Below are 23339 nucleotides of genomic sequence, written 5' to 3'. Positions count from 1 at the left end.
TATGAATTTTGTTATTCCAGATTTTACCCCCGCAGTGCCAGAAATGGTGCTGTTAGCTTTGGCCTCATTTATCTTAATTGCAGATACCTTTTGGTCAGAGCGTTACAAGTACGCGACTTATTATGCAACCCAAGCTTCTTTGGTTATAGTGGGATTGTTGATACTGTTTAGTTTTACCTCTGAAACGGCTGTCACCTTTAACGAAAGCTTTGTGCGTGATGCCTTTGCGGATGTGTTGAAACTGTTTATTATCTTGGTTTCTATTGGTGTGTTTTTGTTCTCTAAAGAGTATTTGCAAAACCATGATTTTTACAAAGGTGAGTTTTTTACGCTAGGCCTGTTTGCGATTCTGGGTATGTTCGTGATGGTTTCGGCCTATAATTTCATCACCTTGTTTGTCGGTTTAGAAATCATGTCATTAGCCATGTATGCCATGATTGCCATGCAGCGTGATTCTGCTAAAGCCACAGAAGCCGCCATGAAATACTTTGTGTTAGGCGCCTTGGCAACTGGCTTGTTACTCTATGGGTTGTCAATGATTTATGGTGCGACAGGCACATTAACGATCCCTGAAGTGAAAGCGGTGATTGAAGCAGGTAAAGCCAACTCTACGGTTCTCGCTTTTGGTGTGGTGTTTATTGTGATAGGGCTAGGGTTTAAACTGGGTGCGGTTCCATTCCATATGTGGGTGCCTGATGTCTATGATGGTGCGCCGACAGCGGTTACCCTGTTTATTGCTGCGGCACCTAAAATTGCGGCGTTTGCGATTGTGTACCGTTTACTAGTAGATGGTATGCCAGGCCTGGTTGTAGACTGGCAGCAGTTGCTGATTATCATGGCTATTTTATCTATGGTTATCGGTACGGTGATAGCCCTAGCGCAAACCAACTTTAAACGCCTATTAGCCTACTCAGGTATCGCGCATATCGGTTTCTTGCTACTTGGTTTTATCGCCGCTACACCTGAAGGTTATTCTGCCGCGATGTTCTATGTGCTTGTTTATGCAATCACCAGTGTGGCGGCTTTTGGTATGATCTTGGCGCTAGGCCGTAAAGGGATGGAGTTTGACCAAATTAAGGATTTTGCCGGTTTAAACAAGCGCAATCCATGGTTAGCCGCTATGATGTTAATTATTATGTTTTCGATGGCAGGTGTGCCGCCATTTATTGGCTTCTACGCAAAACTTGTTGTTCTGGAAGAAGTGATTGCGGCTGGCTTTACGTGGTTAGCGATCATAGGCGTTGTGACGGCTATTGCAGGTGCTTTCTATTATTTACGTGTTATTAAAGTAATGTATTTTGATGCACCAGAGCAAGATACACCGCTTCCAGCTTCAACGCGTGAGCTGTCTGTAGGGGTGTCGGTATATTCTTTATCCTTGTTGGTATTGGGTATTATGCCAGCTTGGCTCATGGCCGTAGCCTATAACAGCTTGCTAATGTAATTCGCAGGTTTGTATTAATAAATAATAAAGGCGCTCTCAAGGCGCCTTTTTAATCAGGTAGAGAATTTTATGACTTTAGATCAAGCTGTTTGGGTTTTGTTGTTTACAGCCATCGTGTTAGCTAACATTCCATGGATATTTGGCAATCGTTTGTTTATTTTTGTCCCGCTTCACAAGCAAAAAACGTTTGTGGTGGGCGTGATCGAATGGTTTCTTTATTTTTTAGTAATGGGGGGGTTAGCCTTCCTGCTCGAAAAAACCGCCATGGGCAATATAGCACCGCAAGAATGGGAGTTTTATGTTGTTAACCTGTTCTTGTTTATGATTTTTGCATTTCCAGGTTTTATCTATCGCTATAACCTCAAAATGTACCTTGATCGTCATGAAAAAATGAAGGCTCAAAATTAAATTGAAAAAAGGCTTGCGTTAATACTCTCCCTGAGTATAATACGCACATCAGATAACGCGGGGTGGAGCAGTCTGGTAGCTCGTCGGGCTCATAACCCGAAGGTCGTAGGTTCAAATCCTGCCCCCGCTACCAATATTAAAGCCTGAGAATTCAATAGCATTGCTAGAAGAATACTCAGGCTTTTTTATTTCTAAAATTTTAATTAGATATTAAAAAGGCTTGGTTTTAGATGTGGAGTTACCCTGAAATAAACCCTGTTGCACTTTCATTAGGCGCTCTTGCTATTCATTGGTATGGCCTGATGTATGTGATTGGTTTCGGTGCGGCCTGGCTTTTAGGTTTATATCGCGCTCAGTCTTCGTCTGTTTGGGATAAAGATAAGGTTGGCGACTTATTGTTTTATTGTGCGCTAGGCGTAGTGCTGGGCGGTCGCATGGGCTATGTGTTGTTCTATGATTTTTCTGGGTTTGTTGCTAATCCTTTATCACTGGTGATGGTGTGGCAGGGTGGCATGTCATTCCATGGTGGGTTGTTAGGTGTAACCTTAGGCATGTTTTTGTTTGCGCGCAAGGTGGGTTTGAGCTTGTTTAGTGTTGCCGATTTTGTCGCCCCTTTGGTAACAATTGGTTTGTTTGCGGGGCGTATTGGTAACTTTATTAATGGCGAGCTGTGGGGCAAAATAACCGATTCGTCATGGGGAATGTGGGTGTATGACCCTGTTATCGGCGAGATGATACAAAAATATCCTACCCAGTTGCTTCAAGCACTGTTAGAGGGCTTGGTCTTGTTTGTTTTGCTCTGGTGGTATTCATCTAAACCGCGTCCAAGTGGTTCGGTCGCGGGGTTGTTTTTAGCGGCTTATGGTGTGTTCCGTATAGTGGCCGAGTTTTTCCGTGCCCCGGATGCGCATCTAGGTTATCTGGCGGGTGATTGGCTAACCATGGGGATGGTGTTGTCCTTACCTATGATATTGATTGGGCTAGGGTTGATGGTTTGGGCTTACAAGCAACCAGGCCTGGTTAGTAAGGAGGCAAAATAATGAAACAGTATTTAGACTTGTTGCAGCATATTTTGGATAATGGGGTGCAAAAGGGGGATCGAACCGGTACGGGCACGCTGTCGGTTTTTGGTTATCAAATGCGCTTTGATTTGCAGCAGGGGTTTCCCTTGGTGACGACAAAAAAACTCCATCTGCGCTCAATTATTCATGAGCTGCTTTGGTTTTTATCCGGTGACACCAATATCCAGTACCTTAAAGACCATCAAGTGCGTATTTGGGATGAATGGGCAACCAAATCCGGTGACTTAGGCCCTTTATATGGTAAGCAGTGGGTCGCTTGGCAGAGTCCAAATGGGGAAGTCATTAACCAGATTCAGCAGGTGATTGATAGCCTTAAAACCAACCCGAACAGCCGCCGTATGATTGTCAGCGCTTGGAATCCAGCGGACTTACCAGACGAGCGTATCAGCCCGCAAGCCAATGTTGAAAATGGCAAAATGGCGCTGGCAACCTGCCACGCATTTTTTCAGTTTTATGTTGCCAATAACCGCTTGTCCTGCCAGCTTTACCAGCGTTCAGCCGACACCTTTTTGGGTGTGCCGTTTAACATCGCCAGTTATGCGTTGCTCGTTCACATGATTGCACAGCAAACGGGTTATCAAGTGGGTGAGTTTATTTGGACGGGCGGCGACGTTCATCTTTATAACAACACGATTGAACAAGCCAAATTGCAACTCAGTCGTGAACCTTTCGCCTTACCTCAGTTGGTGATTAAGCGCCAGCCTGACTCCATTTTTGACTATCAATTTGAAGATTTTGAAATACTCAACTATCAATCGCATCCCCATATTAAAGCGCAGGTATCGGTATGAGTGTCAATAAACCAACGCTGATGATGATTGTCGCAATCGCGAAAAACCGAATGATTGGTAAAGACAATCAAATGCCTTGGCATTTGCCTGATGATTTAAAGTATTTTAAAGCCCAGACACTCAATAAACCGGTCATTATGGGGCGCAAGACGTTTGAGTCGATTGGTTCGCGCCCCTTACCAAATCGCCCAAATCTTGTAATTAGCCGCAACCCAGATTTTAAGCACGAAGGGGTGGGTGTCTTTAAATCAGTCGAAGAGGCGATAGCTTCCGTCAGTGATTATCCTGAAGTCGTGATTATGGGCGGCGCACAGATTTATGCCCAATGGATTAACCAAGTTGATCGCCTATTGATTACTGAAGTTAATGCCGCGCCAGAAGGCGATGCGTTTTTTCCGCCCATTGACAACCAGGCCTGGTTGGAAATATCACGTCAACACCATGCGGCGGATGAGCGCCATCGATATGCATTTGATTTTGTTGAGTATCAACGTCCTAAAGCACTCATTTGAGTAGCGCTTAACCCTGGAGGCTTGTCGGGCTAAAGTCAATGGGCTGCAAAAAAAGCTGGACTTGGCCATTTTTCGCTTCGACCGTTTAGTCCAGCAGGCTTCTAGTTTGGCTATGTTTACAAATAAGCTTTTTCTTATATAGGCTGTGCTTGGCCGTGCCATTATTTATTTTAATCGTTTTTTGACTTTATTCTGTTTAAAATAATCGCATTTATTGATTTTGACTGGGTAAGGTATGAAAATTAAAACGACGCTTTTGTTAAGTATTTTAGCGGTATTGGTCTTGTTGTTGGCGGGTAATCTGTTTACGCAATATATCATGTATCAATCACAGCAAGCGGTAGATGAGATCATTAACGTCAATAGTGCCAAGCTTGCTACGGTCAATAAATTAAAAAATCTCTCAGATGAACGGGCGATTATGCAGCGAAATATGGTGATTTTAGAAGATGACGCGGCGGTGGTAAAGCAAGCTGAGTTATTAACAGAATCCTCGCAAGAGATTGGTGGTGTTTTTGAATTGTTAGAGTCAATGAGTCTTGATGATCAAGAGACTGCGTTACTTGCTAAGCTACGCACGAATTCAGCTGAGGCCTTTAATCTTTTTGGTGGGTTTATGGTTGCACTAGACGTTGGCTTTAAAGATGAAGCTGCTGAGATTCTTATAAATGATTTTGATCCTAAATACCGTGAATTTGCAGAAATTGTTGAGCAGTTTTTGGAATACGAGGTAAAGCAAAACGTGGAGGCGGTCGGTGCAATGCAGGCCAATAAAGCCTTTTTTCAGCTTCTACTGTGGTCAGGTTTAGCCGGCAGCGCTTTGATTATGCTGGTGGGCGGTTTGCTCGTGGCACGTGGCATCACCAAGCCTTTAGAAAGTATGATGCAGGTTATGCAAACATTGATATCAACTGGCGATTTGAAAAAGCGAGTTGACGCCTCATCTAAGGGCGAGGTTGGGTTGATAGGTCATAGCATTAATCAATTGCTAACACGTTTTGAAGCGGCTATCACTGAAGTGAATCAAGTGATGCATTCATTGGCCAAGGGACAATTTGATCAAAGGGTTACCTCTGAGGCGCAAGGGCATTTTTTAGAATTGAAGCAGGGTGTTAATCAATCCAGTCAGCAGGTTCAGGCGATTATGCATATGTTGCAAAAAACAGCGCAGCATTTTCGAGAGGGTGAGTTACGCGTTTATCGTGATCAAGGCGTCGTGCTGGAAGGTGGATTTGAAGAGGTGATGCAGGATTTAGAGCAGTCTGCCATTTTTATCAAATCGACGGTGGCAGACATAGACGTAACGCTCAATGCAATGGAAGCGGGTGACTTTTTAAAACGGGTTGAAGTCCAAGCCAAAGGCGATTTTATTTCGATTAAGGCATCGATTAATGCTAGCTTGAATGCACTAGCTGAGTTTGTGGAAGACATGGGACAGGTGCAGACAACGATTAGCCAAGGTGACCTAACGGCTAGGTTGGGAGAGAACTATGCAGGAAAAATGGCTTGGTTATCCACTACGCTTAATCGTTCTACTCAAAATATGTCGCAAATGCTTGCTAAGGTCGTGCAGGTTACTCACCATGTTGGCAGTGGTGCGGCGGTGATGAATAGTGGAAGCCAAGATTTATCTGATAGATTGCAACAACTCGCCTTGTCCCTGGAGAAAACTGCCAGCTCAATGGCGCAGATGACGGTTAGTGTGAAGCAGAATGCGCAGAATGCAGAGCATGCTAATCAGATGGCACAGGAAGCACAGAAGAAAATCAGCCAAGGGCGTAAGGTAATGCAGCAAGCGATGGGTTCGATGGAGCAGATGTTGCAAGCGAGTAAAAAAATAGAAGCGATTACGGTGCTTATCGATAGCATTGCTTTTCAGACAAATTTACTCGCATTAAATGCGGCTGTTGAAGCGGCGCGTGCGGGTGATCATGGGCGTGGGTTTGCCGTGGTGGCTGGCGAAGTGAGAAATTTGGCAGGAAAATCGGCGCAAGCGGCGGGTGAGATTAAAGGCTTAATCGAAGATACCGTAAAAATTAGCCAAACCAGTGGTAATTTGGTTAGACAGACGAGTCAGGCTTTAGATGAAATCGATCAAGGTATGATCTTGATGAGTCAGCGCGTCGCGGATATTGCGAAGGCTAGCCAGCAGCAGTCAGCAGGCATCGGTCTTGTCAGTCAGGCTGTAAGCGATATGGACAGTGTCACGCAGCAAAATGCCGCCATTGTTGAGGAATTGGCATCCAGTAGTCATGAGTTACAAGAGCAGGCCCAAGACTTACAAGAACGCGTATCGACATTTAAGCTGAAACCAGAAGCGGCGCCTAAGCGCCTAAATTAATGGATGGTTAATTTGAGTTAAACCTGCAGTATCGCCACGGCAATGCTGAAGTAAATCATAATCCCGACTATGTCGGCCATCGAGGTAATTAACGGCGCACTGGCGGTTGCCGGGTCTATATTGAGTTTGCTGAGTAAAAACGGTAGGCTCATCCCCATTAAGCTTCCCACCATGACCACGGCAATCATTGATAGACCGACAACCCAAGCCAAATCGGTACCACCACGCCAGAAACCGATCATCGCAATCGCTAGCGCCATGGTTAATCCAAGTGCGGCGGCGACACTGATTTCACGGAACATTAGACGTCCCCAGTCTTTGAGCTCAACATCGCCCGTTGCGAGTGAGCGAACCATCAAGGTCGCGGCCTGAGAGCCAGCATTCCCTGAGCTGCCAATGATCAGGGGTAAGAAAAAGACCAAAGCGACAACCGCTTCAATGGTTGATTCAAAAGTGGCTATCGCTAAGCCGGCAAAAATATTGACAAATACCAGCAGCAGTAGCCAACCGACACGTTTGCGGTAAAGCAAAACCGGGCTGGCGGTATTAAGGTTAAAGTTAATGACCCCAACCGAACCCATTTTATGAAAGTCTTCAGTGGTTTCGGCTTCGGCAATATCCAGCACATCATCAATCGTCACCACCCCCACCAAAACCTGGTCACCATCCACTACGGGTAAGGCGTTGAGGTCATAATGCTGCATGGTTTCAACCGCTTTTTCCTGGTCTTCGCGCGCATGTATATAGATAACACGATGATCCATCAGCTCAGAAACCGGCGTATTCGGATCGACGGCCAGTGCTAACTCACGAATGTGAATGGAGTCAGCCAGTTTATTGTGTTCATCTAGCACAAACAAGGTACTTAAGCGCCCAGTATCCTTACGAATCGTGCGCAAGTAGGTTAGCGCTTGCTGAACGCTCCAGTTTTGTTTAATCGCAACATAATCTGGACGCATAATACGTCCAACACTTTCAGCGGGATAACCCAGTAACAGTTTGACTTCGAGTAATTTATCGCGGGGCAAACGTGCGGTCAGTTCCTGAACGATTTCAGCGGGTAATTCATCTAAAAACGCGGCACGATCATCCGGCTCCATGTTTTTAACCAGATGCAGGGCATCTTCATCGCTCAGGTTGTTGAGCAAGTCTTCTTTTAAATCATGCTCAAGATAAGCAAATACTTCGGTCGCGGTCTTGCGCGGCAAGGTGCGAAAAAATAAGGCTTTGGTCTGCTTAGGCATACCCTCTAAAAGTTCGGCCGTATCCTGTACTTCGATTTCAGCAATACAATGACGCACCGCATCGAACTTACGCTCAGCTAGCAGCTGATTTAGGTCGTCAAGCCGATCAATATAGAGTTTTTGATTATTGTAATCTGGGTCTGAGTCCCAAGGGTATGTCATAGAAGCCCTTAAAAAGTTAAATTGTAATAATACAAGAGTATAGCAAACTAATTTAGGTCTAGCTAATTATCTTATGCCACTTGCGTTATCGGGTTAAGGCGAAAAAATAGTGCGTTATTCAGAGGTACTGGCCGACCAGAATACCTGAGTTGTAAAAGGTGAGCGGCGTAAACGATCAACCACTTTTTCAAAATCATCACCATCAATTGACTGCGAAACTAGCTTGGCTTCAATTTCCACTTCGCCCTCACCAAAAGCGTTAATTTCAACATCTTGAAAAGGGTATTTTGCTTTTTCTAAGATAATCTCCATGAGTTCAAAGGCTTCATTTTGGTGCTCTTTAGGTGCAATCACGGTCAGTGTACTGGTAACCTCGGTATCCAACGTGTCCAAGGGCTGGCGGTTAATATGGTTCACAATCGGACGCATCACTGTATTGGCGGAGAGTACAAATAATGCGCCTAAACACGCCTCTAAAATTAACCCAGCGCCTGCCGCTGCGCCGACAGCGGCCGAACCCCATAGAGTGGCCGCCGTGTTAATACCACGGATGTTGCCTTCCTCGCGCATAATAACGCCAGCACCGAGAAAGCCAATGCCCGAGACCACATAAGCAATCACATGTACCGCGCCGTGGTTACCGCCATAGATACCGTGTAAACGCGCGGCCATATCAACAAACATTGCCGCGCCGACAGCGACCAAAATATTAGTACGTAACCCTGCGGTACGCTGGCGAACCTGACGCTCATAGCCAATAATACCCCCCAGAATAAATGCCGTGGTCAGGCTGATCAGTGTGCTGGCGAACAGCATTAAATCAAGGTATTCATAAGCTTTAATCATTCAGGTCTCCTTATTTGTTTTATTTTATGGGATAAATATGACAGGCATTTGAAAAAGTAGTCTCGGTATAAAATCCAAAACCACTTTGCCAAACACTGACCCACTGCCATTAAGTTAAGGAATGAGTGACAACACGGAGCGAACCAACTTGCGTCTTGCGAGGCCGAAGGCCGTGGCAATCTCTCGCAGACGGCCTGCGCCCTTGAGAGATTGCCGCGTCGCTGCGCTCCTTGCAATGACGGTTTTTTTCTTAACTTAATGGCAGTGAAACACTGACCACCTAATCAGGTGGTCAAGGTTTGTTGTAAATAATTACATATCCGCTGGCATATCCAGCATCATTACAGCGATAGAGAAAAAGATAATGACACCTACGCCATCCGCAATCGTGGTAATTAACGGTGCCGAAGCAGCGGCTGGATCAAGCTTAAAGCGTGACAAAATAAACGGCAAGCTCATACCAATCACACTACCTACAATGACAATCGCCACCATCGATAACGATACCACAAAGGCAATTTCGTAACCGCCTCGGAAAATGCCAAGCGTAGCCACCGCCAAGCCCATGGTGAGCCCCAGAAGGAGGGCAACCGCAAATTCACGTCCCAGCATTGAAAACCAGTCTTTCAGTATTACATCACCCGTAGCTAAAGCTCGCACCATTAGGGTGGATGATTGTGCCCCTGCATTACCGCCGCTATCAATTAGCAAGGGTAAGAAGAAGACCAGCGCGACATAAGCCAGTATGTTTTCTTCAAAATGAGCAATACCCGCCCCTGAAAAGATATTGCCAAAAACTAAAAGCACCAGCCAAAAAACGCGTTTTTTATAGAGTAGGGTCACAGACGCTTCTTTCATTGAAATATTTTTCAATGCCATCGTGCCGCCCCCCTTGTGGAAGTCCTCAGTCGCTTCTTCTTCACTCACGTCCATTGCATCGTCAACAGTGACAATGCCGATTAATCGATTGCCGCCATTGGTTACCGGAATAGCGAGCAAGTCATAGCGGCTGATTAAGTTTGCCGTTTGCTCACGAGGCCATTCGGCTTTGGCGTAAACCACTTCTGTGCGCATAATATTGTCGATAATATCGGCTTCATCCGCCATAATTAAGTCGCGAAGCGATAAGGTGCCTTCCAGCTGACGCTGCTCGTTCACCACATAAATGGTATAGATGGTTTCTTTGTTGGGTGCCTGTAATCGAACTTTTTGTAATGCGTCACGCACGCTGATGCCCATTGAAATGGACACGTAATCACTGGTGGTCATCGCGCCAGTTGTGCCTTCTGCATAGGAGGCCATTTTTAAAATATCTTCGCGTTCACGCTTCGCCATGCCTTGCATAACTTTAACCCGGCGCCCCTGTGGCATGCGATTGTAAATATCGACCCTATCATCCGAGGGCATATGCGTAAAAAGTTCAGTGACTTCCTCCAGTGTCATAGCCTCGAGCAGGGTGTCTTGAAGATCAGCACCCAGATGGCTAAACAATAACGCTCTGGGCGAGACAGGAAGTGTGCGCAATAATTTAATTTGAAAATCATCGTCAGCCGATGCTAAGGCATCAGCCAAGTCATTGCTTGGGGTGTTTCTAACCAGTCTTAATAGCCCTTTGTGGTTATCAACTTGGAATAGGTCATTAATTTGATATAAAAGTTCTTCGCGGATCATAGGGTTCTCCCGTGTTCAGTCATAAATAAGTGGGTTTTCGCCGACTCACTGAACAGCAGGGAATGCAAGTTTAGTGGGTCGGCTTGGTTTCTGGGGGGCTAGACAAACGTCTCTCCTTTTAGAGTTAAAAGTGATTAGCTAGATTACTTCAGCCAGCTACTGGTTTCATACACTAGACCGAAGCGGACGTAATCCGTGTATTTATCGGCGTCAATTAAACTGTTGCCGTAGCTAATATCAAGTTGTAGTTTGTCAGTGACCATAAATACGCCACCCAACTGATAGCCACGCGACTCATGGTCATTGCTCGCCGTGTTACCAAATAGTTCAATATAACCGCGAGCCTGATCGGAGAAGTGGTTTTCAAACCCGATACCCCATAAGCCGAAGTTTTTATCTGCGATTTGATCACTGGCAACACCCAGGTTCAGATGAAGATCCAATCCACCGTCTAATAAATTAAACGTAATCGGTGCAACTAGGCTATAAACCGCCTGGTCATGCTTAATTTGATCGGTAAATGCTGCCGATAAACCCAGCGCCACCGCCCAATCAGCCTGTTCAAGTAGCAGGGTTTTGGCATTGAAACCAAAATGGTTGGTATCTGAATCACCGCTATACATCTCGCGACCGAGCGCAAAGCCCAGTTCCCAACGGCCATTAAGGTTACAGGCGGGTGCAATCCAAAGGTTGGAGGCTTTGTTGTATTGGTCAGACCAGGCTTCTATGTGACAGTGCTTGGCATCTAAAAGCGCCGCATCGTCAACATTCATGGGTGAACCCGCAAAAGCCATCATGGGGAGTGCAGCACAGCAAACGGCGCTCATTTTTTTAAGATTAAAACGTGCTTTCATCACACAGGTCTCCTAAGGTTGGAGGAGGTCCAGTGAATAGGGTTTAGTGAGATTTTTTTCTTACACTTATGCAGCCGCTAACTAGCCAATAATAAAAAGCTAGATAAACGAATACCGATCAGCGCGCTGGTTTAGGGCCATTTATTTGGCCTAAAGCAACGCCTTGCCGATAGGGCACTTTTATTTTAATTTTGAGCAAAACAACATGTCGATTGACGAAGACTTGATTTGCTTGTTATCCGCGAAGGTCACAAGCAAACAAAAGGAATGCGATACCTAGACGGATTAAATTGAAATAAGATGTAAGCAACAACGGTCACTCAAACTACTGTCCACTAGGGGTCTCCATTGGTTAAAAACTGCGGTTACTATAAAGTGCTTTTTTTGCACTGTCAAGCCTGTCATAAATGTTTTTTATTCCTGTGAAAATCTTACACAAACCAGATGAGCAGTGCTGTGCCGAGCAGAATGCGGTAAATGCCGAAGGCGCGAAAGGTAAAGTGTTGTAGGAATTTTAAAAACAATTTAATCGATAACCAAGCGACTAAAAACGACACAATAAAACCAATAATCAAAGGCGTAAAGCTGGTTTGCGCAAAGGAATCATAGTGTTTAAGCAATGAATAACTCGAGGTTGCGGTCAGTACGGGGAGCGCGAGCAGAAAGGAAAATTCTGCCGAGGTTTTGCGGTCTAGCCCGGTTAGCATGCCACCCACAATGGTGGCGCCTGCGCGGCTAGTGCCAGGTATCAGCGCAAAGATTTGTGCAAAACCAACCCATAAAGTTTGTTTATAGTTTAGCTGGTCAAGATTGCGTACGGTGTGTTGGTTTTCTTTGTAAAAATGTTCCACCACCAAAAAAACAACGCCACCAATAATAAACATCCAAGCGACAGTGGCGACATTAAATAAGGCTTCGATTTGGTCGGCGAATAAAAAACCTATACTAGCAATCGGCAAAAAGGCAATAAACACCTTTATCCATAGTCGATACTGGCTAGGATGAAAGCGTTCGGCATAGGTCATAAACACTGCTAAAATAGCGGCTAATTGAATAATAATTTTAAACGCCGTATTGTGGTCATCCTGGTGCAAGCCCATCAACTCGGCGGCGACAATCAGATGGCCCGTTGAGGAGATGGGTAAGAACTCGGTGAGTCCTTCAATAATGCCGAGAATAACCGCTTGAAAGATATCCATTTGTAATTCCTGTTGGTTTTTTACAACCCGACCTGGTTGTAAAATTTAGTTAAATGTATGGTTTTTAGATCAAAGTTGATGGCGTAAATCGCGTAACTTAAAGCCTATTAAGGCTTGATCATGGTGTTTGGTCAGTGCCATTACTTTAAAGTTTTCACCCATTTCATTGGGTAGGGTAAGGGTTTTGATTTGTTGCGCGACCTTGAGCTGTTCGGTCACTGGTGCGTCAGGGTCGGCGGCCATCTCAATTAAACCACTGGCCATTAAAAAATTGGCTTGGGTTGTATAGCCGGCCACCTTAAAATTAGCCGCATAAGCCGCTTCGGCCACACTGGTAAAATCAACATGCGCGGTAATGTCCTGTAAGCCAGGGTAAAAAAATGGGTTGGCATGCGCTAGATGTTGGTAATGGCAGCGTAGCGTGCCCATGTGGCGAGCTGGCTGATAGTATTCTTGTCGCGGATAACCGTAGTCGATGAGCAGCACCAGGCCTGCTTGTAAAAAATCGGCAACCGATTGAAGCCAGGGTTTAATATTTAAATTAATTTCAGTGTGGTAACCTCGTTCAGCGGGTTCGCCGATTTGGTGCAGTATTTTATTGCCTATTTTTTGGAGTTTAGGATCAATAATTGGTTGATAGTCCCAGTCAAACTGTTGAAGGGTCTCATCCCAAACCACAAAGGCATGGGATTGGCGCGCAGGTTCGAGTTGAATACGCTCAACCGGCATTGCGTCTAACACCTCATTAGCCAATACCACCGCTTCAATCTGGCTGCTGGGTAACTGGTCTAGCCAAATTACTTTGTTGCGTAATTCGTCAGGGAGCACAGCAAGCGTTTGCTGCTGTACCTGACGCAAATCGGCACTGAGTTCAATAATATAATAGTGCTCAATTTCTTGGTTGAGTGCATTGAGTTCTAATAATATATCGCGCGCCATAATGCCGCGCCCAGCACCAAATTCAACCAAGTTGGGTTGGTTTAATTGACACAACACCTGTTGAGCTTGGCGTGCTAAGCAGCGGGAGAAGATCGGTGAAATCTCAGGTGCCGTAATAAAGTCGCCTTGAGCGCCAATTTTGGCGAGACCATTAGCATAGTACCCCAGATTAGGCGTGTAGAGCGCGAGGCGCATATAGTCAGCAAAGCTAAGTTGGCCATAACGGTTAATATGGCGACGAATCTTGTCAGTCAATTGTTGGCTTAAAGCCTGGGCATCGCTAGAAGGGGTGGGCAGTGCTTTATTGAGTGTTTTATTGGGTTTCATTATGCGGCATACTTTCGATTTAAAAAACGCGGCTATTGTAACCCAAATACCAAAGATATGTTTTTAGCTGTTTGACTGGAAGGTAAATATCCGGGTTACATCCTGTTTGTGCGTTCTCGATATATTTCAATGCCTGTTGCTTGGGCTTTGGGGAGGGCTTGGGGTTTGTTTAGCTTTAGTTTTACCGCTTGCACGCTTGGGTAGCTGTTTAAAATGTGTTGGCAGATTTTTTCGGCTAGCGTTTCAATTAAATTGTAGATGGTTTGTTGGCAAAGTTCATCTAGTTGCTGGCTGAGCGTAAAATAATCTAATGTATCGTTTAGCGCATCCGATTGCGCAGCTTGGTGAATGGATTGATAGAGTTTTATGTCCAAAATAATAGGTTGGTTCTGGACTTTTTCCCAGTGGTGTACGCCAATCTTGCAGTCAATGCGTAAGCCTTCAATGTAAATACAGTCTTGGGTCATCAATTTTAAGGCTCCTAGTGGTTGTTCAATGCTAAAATCTAGCAACATTTTAAAGGAAAGTGATCAAATGAGCGAATTGTTATTACAGCCAGGCCTGGTTGGTTTAGCCTATTTATTAGGTTCAGTGTCATCAGCAATTATTGTCTGCAAGCTAATGGGGTTGGGTGATCCGCGTGAGGCGGGTTCGGGAAATCCGGGGGCGACCAATGTATTGCGGATTGGCGGCGATAAAGGCAGGCTAGCCGCGGGTATTACGCTTGCGGGCGATATGCTAAAAGGTGTGCTGCCTGTGTTGTTAGCCCATGCGCTTGGTTTCGATGCTGTGTGGATTGTGCTGGTGGGCTTAGCCGCGTTTTTGGGTCACCTTTATCCAGTATTTTTTCAGTTTAAAGGCGGCAAAGGTGTGGCGACCATGCTGGGCGTGTTGCTAGCGCTTAATTTTTGGGCAGGCCTAGCGACCGTCGCTACGTGGTTATTTGTTGCTAAAGTATTGAAAATATCGTCTTTGTCGGCCTTAATTGCCACCTTTTTAGCGCCTGTTTTTCTGTTTTTTATAACGGGCGAACTTAGTTGGGTAATCGTTAGTGGGTTGATGACGGCCATTTTATTCTGGCGTCATCGCAGTAATATTGGACGATTGATTCGCGGCGAAGAAAGTTTAATTAAGGCTAAGAAGCCGTAACCCTTGTTAATCAATGGTGATCAATAGCACTAAGGTCTTCTAACGACCAGCGTGCCTTGGCGGCAAAGTTTAAGTCATTCTGTTCGCCAGCCATCAAACGTTGTGCGCCCGCATAGGCAATCATCGCGGCATTGTCGGTGCAAAACTCCAGTCTTGGGTAAAATGCCTGACCCTTACGTTTTGCCATTAATTGATCCAGTTTAGCGCGAATTTCGCGGTTGGCGCTGACACCACCGGATACCACGATGCGGTTTAAGCCTTCTTGGTCAAGTGCGCGTTTGCATTTAATCATTAAGGTGTCGGCGACGGCCAACTCAAAAGCGCGACAAATATCGGCGCGGGTCTGGTCATTGTCATCCCCTTCGGCCTGTGCCTTTTGCCAAGTATTTAAGCTAAAGGTTTTTAAACCGCTAAAACTCATGTCGAGGCCAGGGCGGTCAACCATTGGGCGTGGGAAGCGATAGCGGGTTTGGTCGCCGCTGAGGGCGAGTTTCGATACCATTGGACCACCCGGGTAGCCCAGTCCCATCATTTTAGCGGTTTTATCAAAGGCTTCGCCGGCGGCATCGTCCAGTGTATCGCCCAGTAGCTTATAGCGCCCAATGCCATCAACGCGAATGATCATGCTGTGCCCACCTGATACTAAAAGGGCGATAAAAGGAAAGGCGGGCGGGTTGTCTTCTAACATCGGCGCAAGCAAGTGGCCCTCCATGTGGTGAACACCAATCGCGGGTATATGCCAAGCAAACGCCAAGCTGCGTGCAATCGCGCCGCCTGATAAAAGGGCACCGATTAAGCCAGGCCCCGCGGTATAGGCGATGCCGTCAATCTTCGGTTTTCCCGCTTGCTCAAGGGTTTGCGTGATCAGCGGAGTGATTTTTCGAATATGATCGCGGGAGGCTAGCTCAGGCACAACGCCACCGTATTCGGCATGAAGCGCAACTTGGCTAAATAAGTTGTGCGCAAGGAGGCCTTTGCGACTATCATAAATAGCGACAGCACTCTCATCGCAGGAGCTTTCGATAGCGAGAACGCACATAGGTTGCATTGGATTTGTTATCATGGTTCTACCAAACAGTTAAAATAAACCAAGATTTTAACAAAATTTATCAAAATTATTTGCAAAAAGGGGCAAGCAAAATTATAATCTTGTCCTTTATTGCTGAGCTTAAGTTTCGCTTAGTTTCAGTTTAGACAGAATTTTTTAATTAAATCAAAGAAGAAGAGCTATATGCCAATTGTAAAAGTAAGAGATACTGAACCATTTGATGTTGCATTACGTCGTTTCAAGCGCGCTTGTGAGAAAGCAGGTGTTTTAACTGAATCACGTAAACGTGAATACTATGAAAAACCAACCTGGGCTAAAAAACGCATGAAAGCCGCGGCGGTTAAGCGTCTAGCCAAGCGTTTGTCGCGTGAGCGTCGTCGTTTAGTTTCTCGTTAATTCGCTCTGGGATTAATATGAGTGAATATAAGTCAAAATTGACCGCTGAAATGAAGCGCTGCATGAAGGCAGGAGAGAAGTCACGCCTGCTAGTTGTGCGGACGTTGCTTGCAGCGATTAAGCAACAAGAAATTGATCAGCAAATAACGTTGGACGATACACAAATTCTAGCCGTGTTGGACAAAGCTGTTAAACAACGTAGAGACTCGATTGCGCAGTTTACCGAGGCAGGTCGCCAAGATCTCGCGGATAATGAAATGGCTGAAATGGCGATTATTCAAGATTTCATGCCTCAGCCTTTGACCGAAACAGAGATCGCCCAAATGGTCGCAGATGCTGTTGCACAGGTTGAAGCCAAAACCATGCAAGATATGGGCAAAGTGATGGCGCTGCTTAAGCCACAAATGCAAGGTCGTGCTGATATGGCGCAGGTAAGTCAAAAAATTAAGGCCGCCTTAGGTTAACGAGTTGATAATCTTAGTCGTCTAGTTTTGGCTTGTATTCATTTGAAACCCATTAGTGTAAGGCTAATGGGTTTTTTCGTTTTTATTCTGCTACTTGAGAAATGAGGAAGGCATGGAGTTAAAAGGGGCGATTCCGCGCGACTTTATTGACTCACTTTTGGCGCGTGCTGACATTGTTGAGGTTATTAATCAGCGTGTTCCTTTGAAGAAAGCGGGCGCTACATTCAAGGCGTGCTGCCCTTTTCATCAAGAAAAAACCCCCTCTTTTAATGTGAGTCCTGCTAAACAGTTTTATCATTGCTTTGGTTGTGGTGCACATGGTGATGCGATTACCTTTATTATGGAGTATGAGGGTTTATCGTTTGTAGAGGCCGTTGAGTCGTTGGCTGCGCAGTTAGGGGTGGATGTACCGCGTCAAAAAGTATCACCCGCTGAGCAAAAAAAGCAAAAACAAGTCCTTGACCTGTATGGGGTTATGCAGGCGGCTGCCAAGTTTTATCGACATCAATTGCGCGATCATGCGGCCTCAGAGCAAGCTAAGGCCTATTTACGCCAACGCGGCTTAAGCCCTGAGGTTGCCAAGCGATTTGTTATTGGTTTTGCGCCACCCGGTTGGGATAATTTGCAACAGGGTCTGAAAGCGGATGAGGCATTAACCCAGCAGCTCGTAGCGCTCGGGTTATTGGTGGAAAAGGAGTCAGGTAAATATTACGATCGTTTTCGTAATCGAATTTTGTTCCCAATCCGCGATGGTCGCGGGCGTGTGATTGCGTTTGGTGGGCGTGTATTGTCTGACCAGGATCAGCCCAAATACCTTAACTCACCTGAAACGCCTATCTTTCATAAAAGTCACACGCTGTATGGTTTGTTTGAGCTACGCCAGTCTCGCCAAGTCTACCAAAATATTATTGTCGTTGAAGGTTATATGGATGTAGTGGCTTTAGCCCAATTTGGGGTTAATAATGCCGTAGCTACATTGGGCACAGCAACCACACCGGATCACTTGCATTTATTATTTCGACAGGTTGATGAGGTGGTGTTTTGCTTTGATGGTGATCAGGCAGGCTTAAAGGCGGCGTGGAAAGCGCTTGAATTGGCGATTCCATTGATGGTTGATACCCGTTCGGTAAAGTTTTTATTTTTAGCTCAAGGTGAAGATCCAGATTCAACGGTGCGAAAAGAAGGTGCGGATGGTTTTTTGCGGCGTGCTGAACAGGCCTTAACCTTGTCTGTTTTTTGGTTGCAGGGGTTGCAAAATCGACTAAGCAACCCCATAACTACACGTGAAGGGCGTCAGCAATTAGTGGCTTTAGCTCAACCTTATGTGCATTCCGCTCAAGGGTTGTATCAGTATTTACTGGTTGAAGCCATTGCTGAGGCAGTCGATTTGCCAGCATGGCGATTAGAGAAGCAGATGGGTGTGCGCACTGGGTTTGCGACTTTTAAACCTGCTGCACCCTTGTCAGTGGATAGAGTGAGTGAGTCTAGCGCGGTGATGACCTTGTCAAAACATTTGGCGTGTGTCTTGCTTAAGCGTCCTGAGTGGGCGGGTGTGATGCAGCGTGTTATTTTACCCTCTATGGAAGCCTCTTCACAGCGGGACGATGTGTTGTTGATTGGTTTGATGTCGCAATTGGTCGCGCATTATGATGTTGGCCAGGCTATCGACTGGTTGCTCGCATCGGGTTATCAAGGCGAGTATGCGTTGATCCAAAGCCGAACACTACCAGATGATGATGAGGGGCTGAAGCGTTATTTTCAAGAAACGGCGAGTCGGTTGTTGGATGATATGGAAAAAAATCACCTAATAAAACAAGGGCTAACACATGACGCCCTGGTAGCGTTGCAAGAATTTGTGAAAAAAAGAAATTAGGTTTTTGGTATAATTGCGTGTTCGGTCATTTCCGAGCAGTACATCATTTAGAGTTATTTTTGAGGCAAACATGACAAAAGTAGAAAGAAAGCAACAGCTAATAGATTTAATTGAGCGTGCAAAGGATTTAGGTTACCTAACTTATGCCGATGTGAATGATGTATTGCCTGATGATATCGAAGAAGATCAGCTTGGGCAGGTGATTACGATTTTAACTGATTTTGGTATTCAGTTGTTTGACTCGCCGCCTGAAGAGGATGAGTTACTTACCAAAGAGGGTGGGGCGTTTGATGAAGCGGCGGCTGAAGCGGCTTTATTAGCCTTGTCAGAGGTGGATTCTGAGTTTGGGCGAACCACCGATCCAGTGCGTATGTACATGCGTGAAATGGGCTCGGTCGAACTTTTAACGCGTAAGGGTGAGATCGAAATTGCCAAGCGCATTGAAGCCAATATTCGTGATACCCTTGATGCCTTGTCTAAGTTTCCAATGTGTGCCGAACGCATTTTAAAGGCCTTTACCAAAATGGAAGGCGGTGAAGGTAAAGTCGCAGATGTTATACAAGGTTTTATTCGTCCAGAAGACTTAGTGGATTTAGCGGTTGAAGACCTGAATGCGGATACTGAAACCGAGCCAAAAGATGATACCATTGATCCTGTTGAGCTAGAGCAATTCCTGACGCAGCTTGAAAAACTGCATCGTGCGGCAGTGAAAGCTGAAGATGAGTTTGGGTCAGGCGATGTCAAAGCGAAGAAAAAACGTGCGATGGTCGTAGAGCATCTCGCTACTGTGCGCTTAGTGCCTTTGTTTACGAATAGTATTATTCGTGATATCAAAGTTAAAATTTCAGCTATTCGTGACCAAGAGCGTGTCATTGTTGACGCTGTCGTGCGCAAAGTGGGTGTGCCGCGTACCGAGTTTATCAAGCTGTTTGTTGAGGCAGAATCGGATAAACAGTTGGTTGATAGGTTAATTGCACAGTTTCCGGCCAAAGCCCAGGCGCTTGAAGACGTCAGGTTGGATGTGAAGCGCGCACAAAAACGCCTTGCTTTGATTGAAAAATCAGAAAAAATGGCCATAAGCTATTACAAAAAAGTTTACAAGGACCTGAGTAAGTCAGAAAGCTTAACGCGTACAGCGAAGCGAGAAATGATTGAGGCCAACCTACGTTTGGTTATCTCCATTGCAAAAAAATACACCAATCGTGGTTTGCAATTCCTGGATTTAATTCAAGAGGGTAATATCGGCTTAATGAAAGCGGTTGATAAGTTTGAATATCGCCGTGGCTATAAGTTCTCAACCTATGCGACCTGGTGGATTCGTCAAGCAATTACGCGCTCCATTGCGGATCAAGCACGTACCATCCGTATTCCAGTGCATATGATTGAAACCATAAACAAGCTAAACCGTATCCAGCGCCAGTTGTTGCAAAAAATGGGTCGTGAGCCGACGCCAGAAGAACTTGCTGAAGAAATGGAAATGCCAGAAGATAAGATTCGCAAGGTGATGAAAATCGCCAAAGAACCGATTTCAATGGAAACCCCGGTTGGCGATGATGAAGATTCATCATTAGGTGATTTTATCGAAGACTCCAATATTCTTTCGCCCTCTGATTCAGCGGATCAAGAAGGTATGAGTGAAACGGTGCGTGAAATGCTTGGTACGCTTACCCCAAGAGAAGCTAAAGTGTTACGTATGCGTTTTGGTTTGGGTATGAACACCGATCATACTCTTGAAGAAGTGGGTAAGCAGTTTGATGTTACGCGTGAGCGCATTCGTCAAATCGAAGCGAAAGCCTTGCGTAAGCTTCGTCATCCAAGTCGTGCTGAACGGTTGCGCAGCTTCTTGGATCATTAAGCTTAGAAAATCCCCGTCATTGCGAGGAGTGCAGCGACGCGGCAATCTCTCAAGGGCGTGCTCAGTCTGTAAGAGATTGCCACGGCCTTTGGCCTCGCAATGACGCGTGATTTTTTTATATTATTTAAATGCGTTTGCCCTAGGAGCCTGTCGGACTAAAGCCAATCGGCTACAAAAAAGCTGGATTTAGCCATTTTTTGCCCACCTCCTCGTCAAATAGCTAGCTATTCTCCTCGGAATTGAACAAAAACTGTCTCAAACCAGTCTTTTTTTCGCTTCGACCGGTTTAGTCCGACAGGCTCCTAGTGTTTGGTAAAAATAGGCTTTAAATATAAATTAAATCCGTTATAATAACCGCGATTTAGCAGCCAGGCCTGGTTGTTAAATCCAAACCCTTTCAAAAGGGGCCCTTAGCTCAGTTGGTTAGAGCAAACGACTCATAATCGTTAGGTCCACGGTTCAAGTCCGTGAGGGCCCACCATTAAAAACCCTTTTAAACGCAACAGCTTAGGCAGGTATGATAAAAGCTCATTAGGGCCTTTCAAGTTCTCTGGGTAACAATGGGTTTTAGTTCGGCAGGCGAGTGTTTTCTCGTGTATCACGGCGATTAAATTAAGGGCTCGGGTAAACGGGTTCTCGCTCTCACCTTGTCTAACGTATCTACATAGGTCTACAACTTGTTTTCATGCAATGCGTTACTGCCATAAATTAAGGCATTTCTGGCACAGCGGAGCGAACCCACTTGCGTCGCGAGGCTAAAAAATTACACGTTATTGTGTGGCCGAAGGCCGGGATCGTTTGAGGTAGTCGCTATTTTTGATTACACCCTTGGCAAGCCGTCTTGTTGGTCTATTTTTGGCAGGCATAAAAAACCCCGCTAGTGCGGGGTTGGTTTTTTACGAAAAGACCTCTGTGTTATTTTTTGTTGCTAAACTCAGGGTAAGCTTCCATGCCGCATTCAGACTGGTCAAGACCGTTGTACTCGTCTTCTTCGCTGACACGCACGCCCATGATAGCTTTGATGGCTAACCATACGATTAAGCTTGCAGTGAATACCCAGGCAAAGATGGATGCAATACCGATTAACTGTGCAAGGATAGTAGCATCCGCATTGTTAAAGGTAACCGCGATTAAGCCCCAGATACCAACTACACCGTGAACTGAGATAGCGCCTACTGGATCGTCGATTTTGAACTTCTTGTCCATCATCAAGATCGCGAACACAACAATCATGCCACCGATCATACCGATAATTGCGGCAGAGAAAGGTGAAGGTGATAGTGGGTCAGCGGTGATGGATACAAGACCTGCTAGTGCACCGTTTAAGATCATCGTTAAATCAACTTTACCAAACAGGATGCGAGAGATAATCATTGCACCGATTACGCCACCCGCTGCTGCAAGGTTAGTGTTTGCGAAAATCATCGCAACCGCATTTGCATCTTCAACGGTAGAGATTTGTAACTGTGATCCACCGTTAAAGCCAAACCAACCTAACCATAGGATAAAGGTACCTAGTGCTGCTAGTGGCATGTTTGCGCCAGGAATCGCACGCACTTCGCCGTCTTTACCGTACTTGCCTTTACGAGCACCTAGAACCAATACCCCAGCTAGCGCTGCCGCTGCACCGGCCATGTGGACGATACCTGAGCCAGCGAAATCAGAGAAACCAATTTCGTCTAAGAAGCCACCGCCCCAAGTCCAATAACCTTGAACAGGATAGATGAAGGCTGTTAATGCAACCGCAAAGATAAAGAATGACATCAATTTCATACGTTCAGCTACCGCACCTGAAACAATCGACATAGCCGTTGCAACAAACACTAACTGGAAGAAGAAATCCGCCATATTTGAGTAGTAAGGTGCATCATCGCCACCTGCTAAAACTTCAGCAGTGGTATTGTCAGCGCCTACTAAGAAGCTAAGGCCTGGGATGATGCTGTTTAAGCCTTCGCCGTACATAATGTTATAGCCGACTAACATATAGGTTAAGCTGGCGATTGAGAAAAGTCCGACGTTCTTAGCAAGAATTTCGGTTGTATTTTTGCTGCGCACCAGGCCTGCTTCTAACATCGTAAAGCCAGCCGCCATCCACATAACCAGCGCACCGGCCATTAGGAAGTAAAAGGTGTCGAGCGCATAACTGAGTTCGAGTACTTGTTCCATGACTATTTCCTTTTTATTCTATTTAAAGGGCGACATCGCCGGTTTCTTCGGTTCGAATACGTACGGCTTGCTCAAGTGGCATGACGAATACCTTGCCATCACCAATTTTGCCAGTACGCGCCGCATTGCCTATTGCCTCAATGGCGCTATCAACCTTGTCATCCGCTACGGCGATTTCAAGGCGAACCTTTGGTAAAAATTCTATGGCGTATTCGGCGCCACGATAAATTTCGGTATGGCCTTTTTGGCGACCGAAGCCTTTTGCTTCAGTAACGGTCATGCCGTGCACATCAATATCGTGCAGAGCTTCGCGTACATCATCAAGCTTAAAAGGTTTGATTACTGCAACTATAAGTTTCATGCTGATTACCTTTAGGTTATTCCCTTGGAAAAGATGGGTAACAAACTTTTGCCAAGGGCGGTTGAGAAAAAATTCATAGGTCATATAGTATGAATCATGCCTAATATTTAAAATCTGTTTATAAACAACTGTATAGTTATTTATTTCCTAGTTTTTATTGAGTAATTCACCGAAAATTATTGTCTATTGTTTAATATTGGTGCATTG

The 23339-nt window shown here is 45.5% G+C and carries 21 protein-coding genes and 2 tRNA genes; 13 read left to right on the top strand and 10 right to left on the bottom strand.

The features are described 5' to 3' along the window. The first annotated feature begins 1 nt into the window (after position 1). The 7 genes from nuoN to NA59_RS02415 all read left to right on the top strand — a co-directional run bounded on the left by nuoN (position 2) and on the right by NA59_RS02415 (position 6578). Positions 2–1444, top strand: coding sequence for an NADH-quinone oxidoreductase subunit NuoN (gene nuoN / locus NA59_RS02445; RefSeq protein WP_044407394.1), 1443 nt, complete (start codon positions 2–4; stop codon positions 1442–1444). A 69-nt stretch (positions 1445–1513) separates the two neighbouring features. Beyond that, complete coding sequence (locus NA59_RS02440) at positions 1514–1852, top strand: DUF2818 family protein (protein WP_044407392.1); 339 nt, start codon at positions 1514–1516, stop codon at positions 1850–1852. Positions 1853–1908: 56 nt separating this feature from the next. Further along, positions 1909–1985, top strand: a tRNA-Met gene (locus NA59_RS02435). A 97-nt stretch (positions 1986–2082) separates the two neighbouring features. Beyond that, the gene (gene lgt / locus NA59_RS02430) at positions 2083–2892 is read left to right on the top strand and encodes a prolipoprotein diacylglyceryl transferase (RefSeq protein WP_044407390.1); all 810 of its coding nucleotides are present in this window, start codon (positions 2083–2085) and stop codon (positions 2890–2892) included. Beyond that, positions 2892–3725: a thymidylate synthase gene (locus NA59_RS02425; RefSeq protein WP_044407387.1), complete on the top strand. Its 834-nt coding sequence runs from the start codon at positions 2892–2894 to the stop codon at positions 3723–3725. Before lgt ends, NA59_RS02425 begins: the two co-directional genes overlap by 1 nt. Then, on the top strand, positions 3722–4237 hold the full coding sequence (locus NA59_RS02420) for a dihydrofolate reductase (RefSeq protein WP_044407384.1): 516 nt from the start codon (positions 3722–3724) through the stop codon (positions 4235–4237). Before NA59_RS02425 ends, NA59_RS02420 begins: the two co-directional genes overlap by 4 nt. A 235-nt stretch (positions 4238–4472) precedes the next feature. Beyond that, positions 4473–6578, top strand: a complete 2106-nt coding sequence (locus NA59_RS02415) for a methyl-accepting chemotaxis protein (RefSeq protein WP_052501408.1) — start codon at positions 4473–4475, stop codon at positions 6576–6578. A gap of 17 nt (positions 6579–6595) precedes the next feature. Here NA59_RS02415 and mgtE (NA59_RS02410) read toward each other — a convergent pair whose 3' ends face one another. The 7 genes from mgtE (NA59_RS02410) to folB form a co-directional block, all read right to left on the bottom strand. Next, positions 6596–7984, bottom strand: coding sequence for a magnesium transporter (gene mgtE, locus NA59_RS02410; RefSeq protein ID WP_044407380.1), 1389 nt, complete (start codon positions 7982–7984; stop codon positions 6596–6598). Between the two features lie 114 nt (positions 7985–8098). Beyond that, positions 8099–8830 carry an MgtC/SapB family protein gene (locus NA59_RS02405; RefSeq protein ID WP_096777575.1) on the bottom strand — a complete coding sequence of 244 codons (732 nt, stop codon included), beginning with the start codon at positions 8828–8830 and terminating at the stop codon, positions 8099–8101. Between the two features lie 312 nt (positions 8831–9142). Next, positions 9143–10501, bottom strand: coding sequence for a magnesium transporter (mgtE, locus tag NA59_RS02400; RefSeq protein ID WP_044407377.1), 1359 nt, complete (start codon positions 10499–10501; stop codon positions 9143–9145). Positions 10502–10644: 143 nt separating this feature from the next. Then, on the bottom strand, positions 10645–11355 hold the full coding sequence (locus NA59_RS02395) for a hypothetical protein (RefSeq protein WP_044407374.1): 711 nt from the start codon (positions 11353–11355) through the stop codon (positions 10645–10647). A 431-nt stretch (positions 11356–11786) separates the two neighbouring features. Further along, the gene (locus NA59_RS02390; RefSeq protein ID WP_044407371.1) at positions 11787–12554 is read right to left on the bottom strand and encodes an undecaprenyl-diphosphate phosphatase; all 768 of its coding nucleotides are present in this window, start codon (positions 12552–12554) and stop codon (positions 11787–11789) included. A 69-nt stretch (positions 12555–12623) separates the two neighbouring features. After that, on the bottom strand, positions 12624–13820 hold the full coding sequence (locus NA59_RS02385) for a class I SAM-dependent methyltransferase (RefSeq protein ID WP_044407368.1): 1197 nt from the start codon (positions 13818–13820) through the stop codon (positions 12624–12626). Between the two features lie 95 nt (positions 13821–13915). Beyond that, positions 13916–14287, bottom strand: a complete 372-nt coding sequence (gene folB, locus NA59_RS02380; RefSeq protein ID WP_044407365.1) for a dihydroneopterin aldolase — start codon at positions 14285–14287, stop codon at positions 13916–13918. A gap of 67 nt (positions 14288–14354) precedes the next feature. Here folB and plsY point away from each other — a divergent pair, with 67 nt between their 5' ends. Then, on the top strand, positions 14355–14969 hold the full coding sequence (gene plsY, locus NA59_RS02375) for a glycerol-3-phosphate 1-O-acyltransferase PlsY (protein ID WP_044407620.1): 615 nt from the start codon (positions 14355–14357) through the stop codon (positions 14967–14969). A gap of 10 nt (positions 14970–14979) precedes the next feature. Here plsY and tsaD read toward each other — a convergent pair whose 3' ends face one another. Continuing rightward, positions 14980–16008, bottom strand: a complete 1029-nt coding sequence (gene tsaD, locus NA59_RS02370; protein WP_044407617.1) for a tRNA (adenosine(37)-N6)-threonylcarbamoyltransferase complex transferase subunit TsaD — start codon at positions 16006–16008, stop codon at positions 14980–14982. A gap of 192 nt (positions 16009–16200) precedes the next feature. Here tsaD and rpsU point away from each other — a divergent pair, with 192 nt between their 5' ends. From rpsU to NA59_RS02345, 5 genes are all read left to right on the top strand, one after another. Then, positions 16201–16413: a 30S ribosomal protein S21 gene (gene rpsU / locus NA59_RS02365; RefSeq protein WP_044407362.1), complete on the top strand. Its 213-nt coding sequence runs from the start codon at positions 16201–16203 to the stop codon at positions 16411–16413. Positions 16414–16430: 17 nt separating this feature from the next. Continuing rightward, positions 16431–16877 carry a GatB/YqeY domain-containing protein gene (locus NA59_RS02360; RefSeq protein ID WP_044407359.1) on the top strand — a complete coding sequence of 149 codons (447 nt, stop codon included), beginning with the start codon at positions 16431–16433 and terminating at the stop codon, positions 16875–16877. A gap of 112 nt (positions 16878–16989) precedes the next feature. Continuing rightward, the gene (gene dnaG, locus NA59_RS02355; protein ID WP_044407356.1) at positions 16990–18750 is read left to right on the top strand and encodes a DNA primase; all 1761 of its coding nucleotides are present in this window, start codon (positions 16990–16992) and stop codon (positions 18748–18750) included. Positions 18751–18820: 70 nt separating this feature from the next. After that, a complete protein-coding gene (rpoD, locus tag NA59_RS02350) occupies positions 18821–20605 on the top strand; it encodes an RNA polymerase sigma factor RpoD (protein ID WP_044407354.1) in 1785 nt (594 codons plus the stop codon). Between the two features lie 404 nt (positions 20606–21009). After that, positions 21010–21086, top strand: a tRNA-Ile gene (locus tag NA59_RS02345). Positions 21087–21520: 434 nt separating this feature from the next. On the opposite strand, the gene NA59_RS02340 is transcribed toward NA59_RS02345, so the two are convergent. Beyond that, complete coding sequence (locus tag NA59_RS02340) at positions 21521–22771, bottom strand: ammonium transporter (protein ID WP_044407351.1); 1251 nt, start codon at positions 22769–22771, stop codon at positions 21521–21523. A 22-nt stretch (positions 22772–22793) separates the two neighbouring features. Further along, positions 22794–23132 carry a P-II family nitrogen regulator gene (locus NA59_RS02335; protein ID WP_044407614.1) on the bottom strand — a complete coding sequence of 113 codons (339 nt, stop codon included), beginning with the start codon at positions 23130–23132 and terminating at the stop codon, positions 22794–22796. Between the last annotated feature and the right edge of the window lie 207 nt (positions 23133–23339).

Origin of the sequence: Thiomicrospira microaerophila (assembly GCF_000934765.1) — a bacterium.
GTDB classification, from domain to species: domain Bacteria; phylum Pseudomonadota; class Gammaproteobacteria; order Thiomicrospirales; family Thiomicrospiraceae; genus Thiomicrospira; species Thiomicrospira microaerophila.
Note: the sequence above shows the minus strand (reverse complement) of the source record. Positions and strands in the feature narration are given on the sequence as shown.